At 44.1% G+C, this 14777-nt stretch carries 15 protein-coding genes; 3 read left to right on the forward strand and 12 right to left on the reverse strand.

Annotated features, from left to right (window positions below; translation table 11 throughout):
• Positions 1–12 precede the first annotated feature (12 nt).
• The 12 genes from DKT73_RS19015 to DKT73_RS20115 all read right to left on the reverse strand — a co-directional run bounded on the left by DKT73_RS19015 (position 13) and on the right by DKT73_RS20115 (position 12297).
• Positions 13–849 carry an ABC transporter ATP-binding protein gene (locus DKT73_RS19015; RefSeq protein ID WP_111640099.1) on the reverse strand — a complete coding sequence of 279 codons (837 nt, stop codon included), beginning with the start codon at positions 847–849 and terminating at the stop codon, positions 13–15.
• On the reverse strand, positions 846–1931 hold the full coding sequence (locus DKT73_RS19020; protein WP_111640100.1) for a FecCD family ABC transporter permease: 1086 nt from the start codon (positions 1929–1931) through the stop codon (positions 846–848). The genes DKT73_RS19015 and DKT73_RS19020 overlap by 4 nt, the downstream gene beginning before the upstream one ends.
• A complete protein-coding gene (locus DKT73_RS19025; protein ID WP_111640101.1) occupies positions 1928–2947 on the reverse strand; it encodes a FecCD family ABC transporter permease in 1020 nt (339 codons plus the stop codon). The genes DKT73_RS19020 and DKT73_RS19025 overlap by 4 nt, the downstream gene beginning before the upstream one ends.
• 5 nt (positions 2948–2952) lie before the next feature.
• The gene (locus DKT73_RS19030; protein ID WP_111640102.1) at positions 2953–3894 is read right to left on the reverse strand and encodes an ABC transporter substrate-binding protein; all 942 of its coding nucleotides are present in this window, start codon (positions 3892–3894) and stop codon (positions 2953–2955) included.
• A 295-nt stretch (positions 3895–4189) separates the two neighbouring features.
• On the reverse strand, positions 4190–4972 hold the full coding sequence (locus DKT73_RS19035; protein WP_111640103.1) for an ABC transporter ATP-binding protein: 783 nt from the start codon (positions 4970–4972) through the stop codon (positions 4190–4192).
• A gap of 9 nt (positions 4973–4981) precedes the next feature.
• Positions 4982–5821: an ABC transporter ATP-binding protein gene (locus tag DKT73_RS19040; protein ID WP_111607527.1), complete on the reverse strand. Its 840-nt coding sequence runs from the start codon at positions 5819–5821 to the stop codon at positions 4982–4984.
• 13 nt (positions 5822–5834) lie between these two features.
• Complete coding sequence (gene nikC / locus DKT73_RS19045; protein ID WP_198666672.1) at positions 5835–6737, reverse strand: nickel transporter permease; 903 nt, start codon at positions 6735–6737, stop codon at positions 5835–5837.
• Positions 6734–7768, reverse strand: coding sequence for an ABC transporter permease (locus DKT73_RS19050; protein WP_223232367.1), 1035 nt, complete (start codon positions 7766–7768; stop codon positions 6734–6736). The genes nikC and DKT73_RS19050 overlap by 4 nt, the downstream gene beginning before the upstream one ends.
• Positions 7769–7840: 72 nt before the next feature.
• Positions 7841–9451: an ABC transporter substrate-binding protein gene (locus tag DKT73_RS19055; protein ID WP_111640104.1), complete on the reverse strand. Its 1611-nt coding sequence runs from the start codon at positions 9449–9451 to the stop codon at positions 7841–7843.
• A 103-nt stretch (positions 9452–9554) separates the two neighbouring features.
• Entirely contained in the window at positions 9555–10709 is a 1155-nt protein-coding gene (locus tag DKT73_RS19060; RefSeq protein ID WP_111607524.1) for a mandelate racemase family protein, read from the reverse strand.
• Positions 10710–11134: 425 nt separating this feature from the next.
• The gene (locus DKT73_RS19065) at positions 11135–11998 is read right to left on the reverse strand and encodes a lipase family protein (RefSeq protein WP_111640105.1); all 864 of its coding nucleotides are present in this window, start codon (positions 11996–11998) and stop codon (positions 11135–11137) included.
• Between the two features lie 143 nt (positions 11999–12141).
• Positions 12142–12297, reverse strand: coding sequence for a hypothetical protein (locus DKT73_RS20115; RefSeq protein WP_157959218.1), 156 nt, complete (start codon positions 12295–12297; stop codon positions 12142–12144).
• 367 nt (positions 12298–12664) lie between these two features.
• On the opposite strand from DKT73_RS20115, the gene DKT73_RS19070 reads away from it, so the two are divergent.
• From DKT73_RS19070 to DKT73_RS19080, 3 genes are all read left to right on the forward strand, one after another.
• Positions 12665–13303 (forward strand): alanine--tRNA ligase-related protein, encoded by a 639-nt coding sequence (locus tag DKT73_RS19070; protein ID WP_111640106.1) that lies wholly within the window; start codon positions 12665–12667, stop codon positions 13301–13303.
• 109 nt (positions 13304–13412) lie between these two features.
• Positions 13413–13877, forward strand: a complete 465-nt coding sequence (locus DKT73_RS19075; RefSeq protein WP_111640107.1) for a hypothetical protein — start codon at positions 13413–13415, stop codon at positions 13875–13877.
• 22 nt (positions 13878–13899) lie between these two features.
• Positions 13900–14655: a CLCA_X family protein gene (locus DKT73_RS19080; protein WP_111640108.1), complete on the forward strand. Its 756-nt coding sequence runs from the start codon at positions 13900–13902 to the stop codon at positions 14653–14655.
• Positions 14656–14777 lie beyond the last annotated feature (122 nt).

A 14777-nucleotide genomic window follows, 5' to 3' on the forward strand; every position in this document is an offset into this window, starting at 1 on the left:
GGAAATCAAAAATTAATTTCTAACGCGTTTCATATTAATAAGAATAGGGCTGCCAGTCATTGGATCTGGAATTAGGTCGCACTCTACCCCGTATAATTCTCGTACCAGTTCTTTTGTCATTACTTCTTTTGGGCTACCTTGAGTGATGATCTCACCTTTTTTCATGGCAATAATATGATCTGAATATCGGCAAGCGCTGGGTAGATCATGAACGACCATGGCGAGGGTTTTTCCTTGCCTAGACAAATGTCGTATCAGCTCAAACACTTCAATTTGATGGCCTAAATCGAGGGCCGAGGTTGGCTCATCCAACAAGAGCAAAGGGGTTTCTTGGGCAATTGACATGGCAATCCAAGCGCGTTGGCGTTGTCCACCGGATAAAGTATCAAGTAATCTATCTTTAAGCCCTTCTAAATCAGCGGCATTTAGGGCGTAATTAATGGCTTGTTGATCATCCATTGCCCATTGTTTTAGCAGGCTTTGGTGAGGGTGGCGGCCAAAACGAATCAGCTCTTCGATAGTAATGCCATCAGGTGCAAGGGTGTCTTGTGGTAAGAGTGCAAGGCGTCTAGCGACCTCTTTAGAAGGCAAGGCATGAATGTCTTTGCCGTCAAGTAATACCACCCCCGCACTGGGTGAATGAACGCGAGATAAGCCATTTAATAATGTGGATTTGCCGCAGCCATTTGGTCCTACAATGGCGGTTACCTTGCCTTCTGGTAACGACACGTTGAGATTTTCAATGATGCTGGTTTTACCATGTTTTAAAGTAAGTTGTTCAGCACCAAGCCGAGTCAATGAAGTGGTTTCGTGTATGTGTTTTGGGTGTTTTAAAGACGTGGCTGTCATAGAGAAGTCCTTGAAGTCCGTCGTACCAGTATCCAAATTAAGTAAGGACCACCGACGACGGCAGTAACAATACCCACCGGTAATTCAATGGGGGATAAAACAGTGCGCCCAAACAAGTCGGCTAGCGTCATCACCAACGCACCAGTAAGGGCTGAACTCACGAGTGGGATACCACGATAGCGCGCCAGAACTCTCGCGATTTCTGGGCCAACTAAAGCGACCAAGCCGACAGGTCCTGCGACAGCAACCGCCAATCCCGTTAGCGTAACACATAAGATCAAAGCCAATATTCTGATGTGCTTTATGTTCGCACCCAACCCTGTAATTACCGGATCAGAAAAAGGCATTAAGGCGAACTGAGTTGAAAATAGCAGGCAAGCGATAAGACAAAGTGCGATACCCGCCCCCAAAAGATTCACCATGAAGGGGTCACGAGCACTGAGGCTGCCAACGGTCCAAGGGTAGGCGCTGTTTGCCACATCGATACTGACTTGGCTTAAAAGCAATTGTGTTACCGCGCCAGCAATCGCACCAATACCAATACCTGCAACAATGAAGCGATAACCGCGTGTGCCACTTCCTCCCGCTAAACCAAATGCCAAGGCAGTGGCGGTTGCTGCACCCGCTAGCGCCATAACAGAAGGCGCAAGAGAGATGCCCATGCCAACCACGGAAGAGACCGCGAACGCCATCGCTGCGTTATCGATACCTATGATGCCTGGTGTCGCGAGTCGATTACGAGCCATGGTTTGCATTAAGCATCCTGCCAAACTAAACGCGGCCCCTGTAAAGAGCGCCGCCAGTAGGCGTGGCAAGCGTAAATCTTGCACAATGAACTGGCTCATGGCGTCACCGTGACCCAATAACACCGCGATGACATTTTTTGGCGATATTGGCATGGTACCAATGGCAAGAGTGGCAATACACGCGCACGACAATAAAATCAGCAAACCAATATTTCGGATAATGGCGTGTTTTTCAATCAGAATCGTCATATGACGACCTAGAGACAGCAGGTAGTGCCCGCTTGGCGCTGACACAGTGTCTGCTGGGTGAGTAATAGAAAGACTTTGATTTATCATAAAGTAGGCATTCTTCGAGATCGCACAATCAATAAAAGTACTGGCGCACCAATAATAGCGGTTAGAACGCCCAAAGGCATTTCCGCAGGCTGAGCCACAAGGCGGGAAACAATGTCTGCAGCAATCACAATGATGGGACCGAGAGGCAAACATAACCACAAGGTACGACGAATATCTGGTCCGACCAACGCACGAGCGGCGAAGGGAACCACTAGACCAATAAATGCCACTGGCCCTGCGATGGCGGTAGCACCGCCCACTAATAACGCAACGGCCACAATGACCACAGCACGAATTCGTTTGGGTTTATGGCCAAGACCAATGGCAACGCGTTCCCCTAGCGCTAAGGAAGCTAATGGTTTAGCAACGTATAGAATACAGAGTGCAGCCATTAGCATAGAGGGTAGTACAGAGAGTAATGTCTGGATATCTCGTCCTGCCACACTGCCTGTCACCCAAAAACGAATTTCATCGGCGGCTCTTTGATCAAACAAGAGTATCAAAGAGGTGATGGCAAATAATAAGCTCGACAAAGCGGCCCCCGCGAGCACCAAACGAATAGGATCATTTTGCTGCCCTTGCATTCGGGCCACCCCGAGCACGCATAGACAACCCAACAAGGCGCCAAATTGTGCGACACCAACGGTCAGAGTGGCCGTGCTCGCCCCAAGCACTAATGTCAGTGCGACAGCAAATGAGCTTCCAGCACTGACGCCGAGCAAACCGGGCTCTGCCAAAGGGTTGCGTGCGACAGATTGCATCATGGCGCCAGCAATGCCCAATGTTAGGCCAACAAATACACCAACGAGAGTACGAGTAGTGCGCAAATGAAAGACAGTGAATTGATCGTCCAATGAACCATTACCTAATAATGTTTGAAAGGACGCTTGCGGACTTAAGCCTCCCGCACCAAGCAACAAACTACAAAAACAGCAAAGTGCCAGCACCAAAAGTGCTGACACAAAAACGCGAAACAGTGGTCGTTGTGATGGAGGCGTTTGAAACCAACTGATCATCGGATTTATTGAATCTTATTATCGATAATGGCTTCAATGTCATCCAAGATTGCATGTGCGGCCAGTGGACCTGCAGCACTTGTCCATAGTTGACCATTTACTGTGATGACTTTATCGTCTTTTACGACATTCAGGCGAGAGAAAGAAGGCGATGTTTTAGCGGCTTCTAATGCGTCTTTGCCTTCCGTATTTAGCGTGGCTAAAAACAGCCAGTCACTGTCGACTTTAGATAAATTTTCTAGGCTGAGCGGGCTGCTGTGAGGGCGGCCTTCTTTGATAACATCCGCATCATTAATGATGAAGCCAGTAGCGGCTAGGACATCTGTCGAGAAGATTTGTGATGACATAACAATAGGGCCTTGAGGCATCCAACGTGCTAAGGTAGCTGAACGTTTGTCTTCTGGTAAGATCGTAGTAATACGGTCTTTTAATGTGTTTTCACGCTCTTTTATGTCGTTTAGTATGATGTCCATTTCTTGGCTTTTGTTGAGTGCTTGCGCGTAGACTTTTGCAATACTAATCCAGCTGTCTGACACCATTCCAGGAGAAAGCGGGACGATAGTCGGCGCAATTTTCGATAAAATATTGTATTGGTCCTGCGGCAAGCTTGCAGACGCTAAAATAAGATCAGGGCGCTGTGCTGCAATGGCTTCAAGGTTGTTTTGACGTGAAGTACCGACCATATTCACCCCCTTTGCACGTTCTTGGATGTATTCTGCTACGGAATCTCCACCACGTGTCGCAACAGCCCCTAAAGGCTGAATGCCAAGAGCAATGGCACTGTCTAGAGCGTCTTCAGATAGTGCCACAATGCGACTTACATTATCGTTTACTTTTACTTCGCCATATTTCGTTGTAACACTATGATCCTTGGCAAAAGCGCCGAAAGAAGCGGTAACACAGGCACAAAGCAAGATTTTCTTAAAAGAAGGTTGGTTAAGCAACATAATGATTCCTTTGAATTGAATATCTACAGCGACGTATTTACTAGAATGCTTTGGAAAAGGATAAGGCACCCTAAGGACGTTAGTAGGCGAATAAACGGTGCTAATGATAACGCTTCTTATTAAAATTGGTAATAGAAGGGGGCAATAAAATAGAACGGAATCTGCAACATCGTGTTTTACGATGTGAGTTTTTATGCTCTATTGTAGGAAAACGTCCATAACACTATTAATAAAGTAAAAAGCGTTCCGTTTAGAGCGAACGCTTTCGAAATATTCATAATGTTGAAGCATCTCACTAATTTGCGAAAGAAGTTGTGTCATTCAGCCTTGCTTCTGTGTGATAGCAACAATCCAAAAGCATTTTTGTATAAGGTTCTGATGCACCATGATTCGCGAGGTCACTGGATGAAATGGTTTCGACAATGTGTCCATTTTGCATGACGGCCACACGATCACACAGATAAGTGACGACCCCAAGATCATGAGTCACCATCAAATAGGTTAGCCCCTCTTTTTCTTTTAACTCTTTTAGTAGATTAAGAATTTCTGCCTGTACAGAAACATCCAGTGCCGACGTTGGTTCGTCTAAGAGTAAAATTTGGGGTTCAAGTATTAAGGCTCTGGCAATCGCAACGCGTTGGCGTTGACCACCAGACAATTGGTGCGGTGAGCGATAACGAAAGCTGTCATCTAATCCTACCTTTTTGAGTATGCTACTGATGCGTTGGTCTTTATTGTCCATCTTGTGGATCTTTAACGGTTCCGCAAGCGCTGTTTCAATGCTGTGTCTTGGATGCAACGAACCATACGGATCTTGAAAAACCATTTGCATATCGATGCAGCGTTTTTTGTCGAGCTTATGCTGCAGAGAATTGCCATTAACGGAAAGCTGCCCTGACCAATGATGATATTGTCCTGCTAGACAGCGCAAAACGGTGGTTTTGCCTGAACCAGATTCCCCCACTAAGCCAAAAGATTCACCGGCTTTAACCTGAATATTGACATCATGTAATATTTTGCTTTCGTTTGAGCCTGAGCCAAAAGATAAATTGAGTCCTTCGATGTTAATCATGTTCATAAATACTCCTCAATTGTATAACCAGCTAGGGTCTCGTTCTAAAGTAGGTAGGCGGTGTCGTATATCGCCGATTCTTGGTGGCGCCTTGAGCAAACCTTGTGTGTATGGATGGTGAGCATTTTCCAGCTCACTGGCTTTGATGGATTCCACCACGCGACCAGCGTACATTACGAGTACACGATCACAGTAATTGCGCACCAAATCTAAGTCGTGACTGATAAAAATGAGTCCGATGTTGCTTTCATTAATTAGCTCGTCCAATAGATTCAGCACTTGGCGTTGCACAGATACATCAAGAGCAGAAGTGGGCTCGTCTGCAATAATGATTTCTGGCTCGGGAATCAGCATCATGGCAATCATCACCCTCTGTCCCATGCCGCCCGATACCTCATGAGGATAAAGTGAATAAACGCGTTTGGGATCACGAATTTGAACTTTCTCAAGCATGACCAAGGCTTTTTCTTGCGCGATTTTTTTGCTCACCTTGTAATGAGCAAGATACGCTTCGGCAATTTGGTCACCGACTTTCATAACGGGATTAAGTGAGTATTTGGGGTCTTGCATAATCATAGAGATACGACGACCACGAATATCACGCATGGTTTTTTCGCTGGCTTTTAACAAATCAATATCACCAAAGAGCAGTTTTTCGGCTTCCACGGTGGCGTTTTTTGGGTGTAGTTTTAATAAGCTACGTCCTACCGTGGACTTACCTGAGCCAGATTCTCCAACAATGGCGAGTTTTTCTTGCCCAAGAGAAAAAGACACGTCGCGTACTGCGTTTACTTGGTTTCCTTCATGTGAAAAGCTAATTTGAAGGTTTTTGACTTCTAACTTTGTATTTTGCATAAAAATCACACCTTTAATTTCTAGGATCGAGTAGGTCGCGTAGACCATCACCAAGTAAGTTGAACGCTAGACTGACCAGCATAATTGCGGCACCCGGAGCAGCGACGAGCCACCAGTGTTCTAACATGTAACTGCGGCCGGTAGAGATCATAGCTCCCCATTCGGGAAGGGGGGCTTGAGCGCCTAATCCTAAGAAGCCTAATCCTGCTGCGGTCAAAATAATTCCCGCCATGTTCATAGTAAGTCGCACAATAACGGAGGACAGACACATTGGAACAATATGGCGGAAGATGATGCGAGTAGAGGATGCACCTTGTAACTGGACCGCTACAATGTAATCCGCTTTGCGCAATTGCAGGGTTTCTGCACGAGCCAAGCGAGCGATTGGTGGCCAACTAGTCAATGCAATCGCAATGACGGCATGCTCTAAGCCAGGTCCTAACGCAGCGACAAAAGCAAGTGCAAGTACTAACCCTGGAAAAGAAATAAAAATATCGGTAATGCGCATGAATATGGTGTCGATTACACCACCAAAGTAACCAGAAATGGTGCCAATGGCTAAGCCAATTGGACCGACAATTACGGTGACTAAGGTAATGATGTATAAGGTGATACGAGAACCATAAACCAAGCGACTAAAGATATCGCGACCGAATTCATCGGTACCAAACCAATGTTCAGAACTAGGCGGCTGTAAACTATTGCTAAGCTCCTGAGCCAAAGGGTTATGGGTGGCAATCCATGGAGCGAACATGGCCACAATAAGCAGTAACATCACGACAAAAAGTCCTGCAGCCGTCAAAGGATTACGTATGATTCTTTTACTGCCATGGACGAGCATTTGCAATAACATCACCATGCCAGCACTGGCGGATTTTGAGGTGGCGGATGACGCCATCGTAGAGTTTGTCATCATTTTCTTGTCCTTGGATCGAATACTTGATAAAGCAAATCTGTCAGCAAGTTCATTGAAATAAAGATTAGACCAATGAGCAAAACAGAGGCGACGACGGCATTCATATCACCAAGCAAAAGGCTGCTGGTGAGGTATTGCCCAAATCCTGGCCAAGCAAAGACAGTCTCAATTAACACCGCACCTTCCAGCAGCGAACCATAGGAGAGGGTGATAATAGTGAGTAATTGCACAAGAATATTACGAAATGCATGGCGCCAAATGACAACATGCTTAGGCAAGCCTTTTACTTGAGCCGTTAAAATGTATTCTTGAGAAAGTTGTTCCAACATGAAACTGCGTGTCATACGAGTAATAAACGACACGGCGTTTAAACCCAATATAAAGGCAGGCAAAATAATGTGTTTGACAGCACTTTGAAAAACGTCCCAATCTTTTGCGAGAGCAGAATCTATTAGCAACATCCCTGTTACTGGATCAACAAAACCATCGTAGGCTAGGTCAACACGACCTGATCCGCCAACGACATTGAGCCAAGCATAAAAGATAATTAGGCCTATCATGCCAACCCAGAACACGGGCGTGGAATAACCAAATAAGCTGATTACACGAATGATATGATCGATAACTCGTCCTTTATTGACCGCTGCGTAAACGCCTAAAGGAATACCAATAACAATGCCAAAGATAATGGCCACAGTGGCAAGTTCTAAGGTCGCTGGAAAGACGCGTGCAATATCTTCTATTACAGGGCGTCCGGTGAGTAAGGCATTACCAAAGTCACCATGAGCAAGGTCATTTATGTAATAGAGATATTGCACGTAGATGGGCTTATCGAGCCCCATCTCTTGATAAACTTGCTCGTATGTTGAATTATCGGCGTCCGGGCCAATAACCGATAGAACGGGGTCAATGGGCATAACCCGACCAATAAAAAACGTCAGCGCAAGCAGGCCTAGTAACGTGATGGCAACAGAGCTAAGGCCACCAAAGAAACTTTTCACCTTTGGTCTAAATAATTGAAAAGTAAACACAATAAGTCTCCAGAATAGTGGGAAGACCACGGCGCAAAATGAGCCAGTGGTCGACGCAAACATAAAATTGCTTTAGCGTTCTTTAGTGACTTCACGTAATCGTGTTGTGGCGGCTTGATGACCTTCGTAATGCTTAACATCGCTTCTAATCAGCACGGTATCGACCATCTGTGAAATAGGGAAAATGGCACCAATTTGAGTGTCGTAAAGGTTTTGGACGTCTTGATACATTTTGATTTGTTTCTTAGCGTCTTTTTCCAATAAAGCGGTATCGATAATGCTATTAATGTCTGGGCTGTAAAATGCCGTACGCCAACCCTGGAAATTAGTGAGTTTGGCTTCATCACTGTTATCAGGGTTATAGACTAATGAACGTAGACTAGAATGTGGATGTGGCTCTATGCCACCACCACCTCGACCAACGAGCATTTCAAAGTTACGCTCGCGCATTGCTCCATAAACCTGATTCCCAGTACCAGTTATGATTTCCGCATTAATGCCTGCTTGAGCCAAGGTGGATTGCACGTTGGTGGCGATGTTAATAAAAGGCAATTGAGAGAGCACACGAATGCTGGTTTGAAAGCCTTCCGGGTAGCCTGCTTCCGCTAAGAGCGTTTTGGCTTTTTCTACGTTTAAGGCATAGCCGGGTCCAGGAAGAGTTGCAGGTAAGCCTGATTTAACAGGTCGTTGATGCAAAACGCCGTAGTTTGGCATAATGGACTCGTTGATACCCTGATAATCAATTAAATAACGCACGGCTTCACGTACTTTTTTATTGGCAAATTTAGGGTCTTTCATACTGACAGCAACGTAGTAAAGTGTGCCTCGTGTATTCGCCTCTGTTCGTATATGACTGTCTTGTTTTAGGGCTTCTATATCGGGTATAGACATGCCCATAGCAACGTCTATATCGCCACGCTGTAACATTAAGCGTAACGACTGCGACTCTGTCATATGGCGCATTACAATACGTTTCATCTCTGATGGCTCACGCCAATAATCGTCAAAGCGGTTCATTAATACTCGGTCTTTTGCACGCCAGTTTTGCAGTTGAAACGGGCCTGATCCTGCAACGTTAGTCGTAAGCCAAGCGTGAGCTAAATCGCCATCGACTTCGTGTTTAAGCGCTTCTTTTCGATCTACAATAAAAGCACTTGGGGAACTGCCAAGCGTATAAAGAACCAATTTTGGGTCCGTTATTTCTGGTAATGTAATTTCCAGCGTATAGTCGTCTTTTGCTTGAATCACCTGATCGACGTTATCTGCAGTGAAACCATAAGTTTTCCAGGTAGAAGCGAGGGCCAAGTTGAGCTTTAAAACGCGCTGTAATGACCAAGCCACGTCTTGCGCTGTTAGTTTATTACCTGAGTGGAAAGTCACATCGTCACGTAGTTTAAACGTAATGCGAGTACCATCATCACTAATAGTCCAACTTTGAGCGACAGCAGGGGAGATTTGGGATGGATCTTTTGGTGCAAGTTCAATCAACATATCGTATAGGTTTGAGTTAACGCCGACGACATCTAGACCACTCGCAGCTGCTGGGTCGAGGGACAACAAGTTATCCATGCTCATACCGATAACCAGTTGATCATCGGGTGTGATTGCGTTTGCATTTGGCGTAATTGCTATACCGATTGCCATTGAAAGCGCGCAGTATTTAAGTAGATTTGAAACGTTCATTTTGCTTCCTCTTTATTTTTGTAATGGATAAGCATGGCCGCTGGCTTGTTTTCTTTGTGGTTATAAACAAGTGACAACGGCGTTTCATTTTAATGTCAGTTGATTAATAGGTTTCTACTGTATTGTTGGCTATGTATTCGAAGTTAATGTCTTCACCCAGACCTGGTCTTTGAGGGAGGTGGACATAACCGTCCTTATCCATAGGGTCGACGATACTGTTTAGATAGGCTGGTACGTCATCGTATTCTAGGAAGGGGTGAAGCAATCCACGCTCATACCAAGCGCAGTTTTTGATCGCACCCACCACCGCAAGGTTAGCGGCACCGTTACCGTGGATTTCACAATTCATACCGAAAGAATCGGCAAGGTGGGAAACCTTCATGCAAGGTCCAATACCGCCAACACCTGCTACGCCCGCGCGTAAAATGTCACAGGCTTCATTTTTAACCCAACTGGCACGACTAAAATGTTTACCAGAAAGTGACTCAGGGCCTAAAACAGGAATATCTAGATTTTTGGCGAGCCACGCATAAGACTCAGTGGATTCTTCCGGCATGGGTTCTTCGATCCATTCAAAGTTTAGGCGTTCTAGTGCTTTACCAATTTTGAAGGTGTCAGTGCGGCTGTACCAATGATATCCATCAAGCATTAAGGCGATGTCAGGTCCAACGGCTTCACGCACTGCCGCGCAGGCTTGAATGTCCATTTTCGGGCTAGGAGCAAAAGATACAGGAGGCATCCAAGTATGCAGTTTGATGGCTTTGTAACCACGTTTTACCAATGTCTCAGCAAAGCGAGCGTAATCCTCTGGTGTCGCTAGACCGCCTTTTAGTTCGTCACCACACATGGTACTGCCATACGCTAAAACTTTATCGCGGTATCCGCCAAGTAATTGATAAACAGGCGTGTTAAATTTACGACCAATAAGATCCCATAACGCTTGCTCAATTAACGCTAGAGCACGATCAGTGAGTTGTCCCGCGCTGCCACGTTGCCAGTGAGCCAGCTCTTGCCATAAACGCTCCCTATGCATGGCATTTTGTCCAATCAGGACTTTACGAGCGAAGGCGTCGAGGATGTGTTTCCGTATTACTTCTGGTGGGCCAAAAGCATAACCTTCGTCACCTGATTCGGTTGTAATTCGCAGCATAGCCATTTTAGTTGGCTTTTCATCACCTGGATGAGCATGGCCTGCGGTGTCTACTGATCGACGGCTAAGAAAAGTAAAAACGTCCACTGAAATGGATTTAATGATCATAAAGTAAGTATCCTGTTTAGTATTTTTATCTTTTAAGAGACTTTTTAATGCTTAAATAAGGTGGTTAAGAATCTATCAAAACGTCTAAACTTTAAAATTAAAACGCTGTTTCAATGCACCTTTAATAAGTTGTATGATGTATTACTATCTTAGTCAAGTGCTAATTTTTATTGATTTCGTTATTTATTTGTCTTGCTTGAAGGTAAAATATAATAAAAACAATGATTTAAGTTATTTTCTTAAGAAATAGAAGAATTAAGAAAATAACAAAGAGATTGAGTGTAAAGATACTTTTTATAGGCAGCGGGCGCTAATTGATGACTTTGCATCACACTATAGCGCCCTCATGATTGTTAAATATAAAATGGAAATGTCTAGTTCAAGGGAGAGGTTATGGTCTAGATTGCAGCAATAAGTGGGATGCTCTAATCGAGTGAAAAGCCGAATAGACTAACGTCAGTTTTATAAGGCATTTCTTGCGGAGCGGATTGCAGCGTTTCAATTAAGTTCAAATACGTTGTCATCTTATGAGCGATTAGATTTTGGTCATTGGGTATGGCGGTAGTAAATTTTGTGGCTCTGAGCATGCTTTTCATGCCGTTGGTTTGGGTAAATGTTTTATTGCCAAGTAAAATTACCTCTTCGCCCATGTGCCAAAAAATATCTAAGTCCATGATTTGCATTGGGCTAATCGGGGGGACCAATGGCACAATATCGTTTGCGGTGACCACTCTAACAAGAGGTAAATGAGCAAACGCTTTCGCGCCTGTGACATTCGTTACTTTAGGTTGACCAAAGGTAGTCACTTGTTCAATCTCGTAGCCATCTCTTTGTAAATACATGGCAAGAATGACGGCAATAGCACCACCTAAACTGTGGCCCGTTAGGTGAATGGGCTGATCTTTATTGAGGAAGGGCTTGGCGTCATCGTAAACTGCTTTGGCGCCAGAGCCAAATCCCTGATGCAATTTTATATTCAGTATGTTGTCTGGCTTTAATTCTAAGTCCAAATCCAACATGGCATTTTCTAAATTTGCTGTGCCTCTCACGGCAATGGTCTGCACATCATTGGCACGGCTTACAAAATAGCTCACTTGAGACAAAGGTATTAAAGATTGATGAAGCAATGTTTGGCCTTGCTCTTTAAGGCGTGGTTCGAGTGTATTGCCTTCTAAGTAAGTATCATCGGCTAGTTGGGCTTGGGATTTTATGGACACAAAATCGGGAGCAGCCATGAGTGGATGATAAGACATGGTAAGCAAAAGACAGAGAAGCGCATTTTTTAACATCAGGAGATTTGAGCACCATAATAAAAGGAAGGCGCAGGGTACTAAAAATTGATTATGTCGAACAGTCGTTTTTTGTACGCTGAAACTTTTGGTAAGTCATGTTATGACTTACCAAAGCATCAAAGAGGAAGGGATACAAGCCACTATAAGTCGCATCCACTCCAATCAATACGTCTAACGCCTTCTACTTTTAGTGTGGGTAAATTCTTAAACGTGTCTTTCATCATATAGACGGCGTAAGCACGAGATAAGGCATTTTTTACGGTTTTTAAGGTGATTTTTTTCGTTGTGATTGCCATGACAATTTCCTCTTAGGATGATCAATGTCGCGATCATAAGCGGATGAAATTTGCTCAACAAACGACGTATTTTCACCTTATAGATGAAATAAATTCAGTATTTCTTAAATACTGTCTTTTAGGTCAGAAAAGGTTTAAAACGTTAAAAAATAACTTTTTCCTTGCATAATTTTGCCATAAAGATGCTCAATTAAGGTAGTTTTATGTAGGCTGGTGACGACAGTTTTGACCGATTGGACATATAAGTTGAAACACATCAAACATTACAAATCTTGCCTAGAGGTTTGTAGCCGATTGTTGAAATATCACTTAGCTTTATCATCATCTTATTGTATTCATAGTAGACAATTGAATCTGCGAGGCAAAAATGACCATAAAGCAATTTTGGGTGGATCCATATCAAACTGAGTTGATGACAAGCATCACATACATTGAGCAAAACCAAGTAATGTTGGCAGAAACTGTTTTCTATGCTGAGTCCGGTGGGCAGGAAAGCGACTCAGGCAGTATTGGTGGTGTTGATGTGATTAAGGCCGAAAAGATAGGTAGATCTATTCTTTATACCTTGGCCACAACGCCAGATTTTTATGTTGGGCAAGCGGTGCTGGTTAAGATAGATTGGCCTCGTCGATACAGCCTAATGCGTTTACATTTTGCCGCAGAAGTTGTTTTGGAGCTGTTTTATAAATCTTTGCCTACCTTAGAAAAAATGGGCGCGCATATTTCTGAAAATAAAAGTCGTATCGACTTTGAGTGGCCAGAAAGTATTTCACCTCTTTTAGCGGACATTCAAGCTCGGGCCCAGTCATTGATTGACGCAGACTTGCCAATTGAAAAAGATTTTTCAGATCAAGCTGAAGAGCGTCGTTATTGGAAAGTTGATGGTTTTGCTCAAGTGCCTTGTGGTGGTACCCACGTAAAAAGTACGGCCGAATTAGGGGTTATTAAACTAAAACGAAAAAATGTTGGTAAGGGAAAAGAGCGAGTGGAAATTTATCTTTCTTAGATAAAGCGAAAAGATGAGATTTAATTGTGCATCCGTGTGCTGGTGGTTGTTCTTGTTGCCTAGGCTCAATAGAATCGAAAGCAAATATCGGAAAAGTAAGAAGGTTTGTATGAAAAAAGTTCTTCTTAAAAAACTGCAGTCTCTAACGGCCATCCTTGTGCTAAATACCTTGCCGGTGAGTTTTGCTCAAGCGAATGTTGGTTATGAAGCTGAGGCCCTTCAAGCGAGAGTACTAACGGATGAGCGAAAAAATGGCCTTCACTACGTGGGATCGCCAACCAACGATCTTAAGCGTTTGTATTTTGATAATGCATTGGTATATGTTGAAAAGCACAACCAACAGCCTTTAAGCGAGCAGCATAAGATGGCGTTGGCATTGGTTGAAGAAGCGTATCAGGATGATTTTGATGCCTTGCTTGATCATTATGAACATGAATTAGCCATGTTCTCGTCGAATGACGATGCTAATTTGATTGAGGCGACAAAACGCAATGTAGCAGAAGAGTTGTTGGCGTTAAAAGCAATGCGAGATGCGAAAATTGTGCAGTTTAATCAGCAATTTGGTCTTAGTTGATTTATGGTTGTGAGTCATTATCTTGTCTGAGCAGTCTTCTGTGAACTTCGTGTTGATTCGCCGACAGTTTGATTTTCGTGGTATTGAAATGGGGCGTTGGGTGACACCGCAGGAAAGGGATCGCGCTGCGGTTCATTTTCATCGAGCATTAGAAGATCTAATGTCTGTATTGCAAGGGCCTGAGCTGCTGATATCACTTCGAGGAACGCTTGGACTTCAATACGGAAAGGGCGGAAGGCCAGGCGTGGCAGCTCACTATGTTCCAGCCACTAGGCAGTTGTCTTTAGCGAAAAATGCAGGGGCAGGGAGTCTCGCCCACGAATGGTTTCATGCCTTCGATCATTATATGGGTGAGAAAATGTTTCAACATGCCTCACCTTCTCAATTTGCTTCCGAAAGGTGGTTAAATAATACGGCCATCAAGCTTTCCCATAAAAATACTCCTCATCCTTTGAGCTTACTGTTAGCAGAATGCTTTAAAACCATTATGCTAAATGAGCAAGGGGATGAACCTAGTGATATGTTTCAAGCCTCTCGCCTTACGGACCAGACGTTAAAAATAGTCTATTACGCCAAACCAGAAGAAATGGCGGCGCGCGCCTTCGAAGCCTTTGTTGAAGACACAAAACCCACCAGCACCTTCTTAGTCAAAGGGACGCGTCATTCGGATGAGGCGAAAACTGGGCTTTATCCTCAAGGTGAACAACGGCTTCGAATCAATGATGCCTTTCAAAAGTATTTTAGTTTGCTTGGTCGTGCCTTGAACCAAGGTAGTTAGGTAAATTTCGTTTAGTTTAATAATTAAAATATTGTATTTACGTAATTTATTTATTGAGTTGATTTCTGTGTTCTGTGGCTAGATTGTTGCCAATATCGAGTAGGGTGAGGCGTTACCGCCTC

This window comes from Marinomonas shanghaiensis, from assembly GCF_003259175.1.
Taxonomy (GTDB): Bacteria; Pseudomonadota; Gammaproteobacteria; order Pseudomonadales; family Marinomonadaceae; genus Marinomonas; species Marinomonas shanghaiensis.

Bases quoted from the DNA above. Each gene is read 5' to 3' on its own strand.
- DKT73_RS19035 (WP_111640103.1), bottom strand. From the start codon at position 4,972: ATGAACATGATTAACATCGAAGGACTCAATTTATCTTTTGGCTCAGGC.
- nikC (WP_198666672.1), bottom strand. From the start codon at position 6,737: ATGATGACAAACTCTACGATGGCGTCATCCGCCACCTCAAAATCCGCC.
- DKT73_RS19065 (WP_111640105.1), bottom strand. From the start codon at position 11,998: ATGTTAAAAAATGCGCTTCTCTGTCTTTTGCTTACCATGTCTTATCAT.
- DKT73_RS19040 (WP_111607527.1), bottom strand. From the start codon at position 5,821: ATGCAAAATACAAAGTTAGAAGTCAAAAACCTTCAAATTAGCTTTTCA.
- DKT73_RS19015 (WP_111640099.1), bottom strand. From the start codon at position 849: ATGACAGCCACGTCTTTAAAACACCCAAAACACATACACGAAACCACT.
- DKT73_RS20115 (WP_157959218.1), bottom strand. From the start codon at position 12,297: ATGGCAATCACAACGAAAAAAATCACCTTAAAAACCGTAAAAAATGCC.
- DKT73_RS19060 (WP_111607524.1), bottom strand. From the start codon at position 10,709: ATGATCATTAAATCCATTTCAGTGGACGTTTTTACTTTTCTTAGCCGT.
- DKT73_RS19055 (WP_111640104.1), bottom strand. From the start codon at position 9,451: ATGAACGTTTCAAATCTACTTAAATACTGCGCGCTTTCAATGGCAATC.
- DKT73_RS19030 (WP_111640102.1), bottom strand. From the start codon at position 3,894: ATGTTGCTTAACCAACCTTCTTTTAAGAAAATCTTGCTTTGTGCCTGT.
- DKT73_RS19020 (WP_111640100.1), bottom strand. From the start codon at position 1,931: ATGATAAATCAAAGTCTTTCTATTACTCACCCAGCAGACACTGTGTCA.
- DKT73_RS19025 (WP_111640101.1), bottom strand. From the start codon at position 2,947: ATGATCAGTTGGTTTCAAACGCCTCCATCACAACGACCACTGTTTCGC.
- DKT73_RS19075 (WP_111640107.1), top strand. From the start codon at position 13,413: ATGAAAAAAGTTCTTCTTAAAAAACTGCAGTCTCTAACGGCCATCCTT.
- DKT73_RS19070 (WP_111640106.1), top strand. From the start codon at position 12,665: ATGACCATAAAGCAATTTTGGGTGGATCCATATCAAACTGAGTTGATG.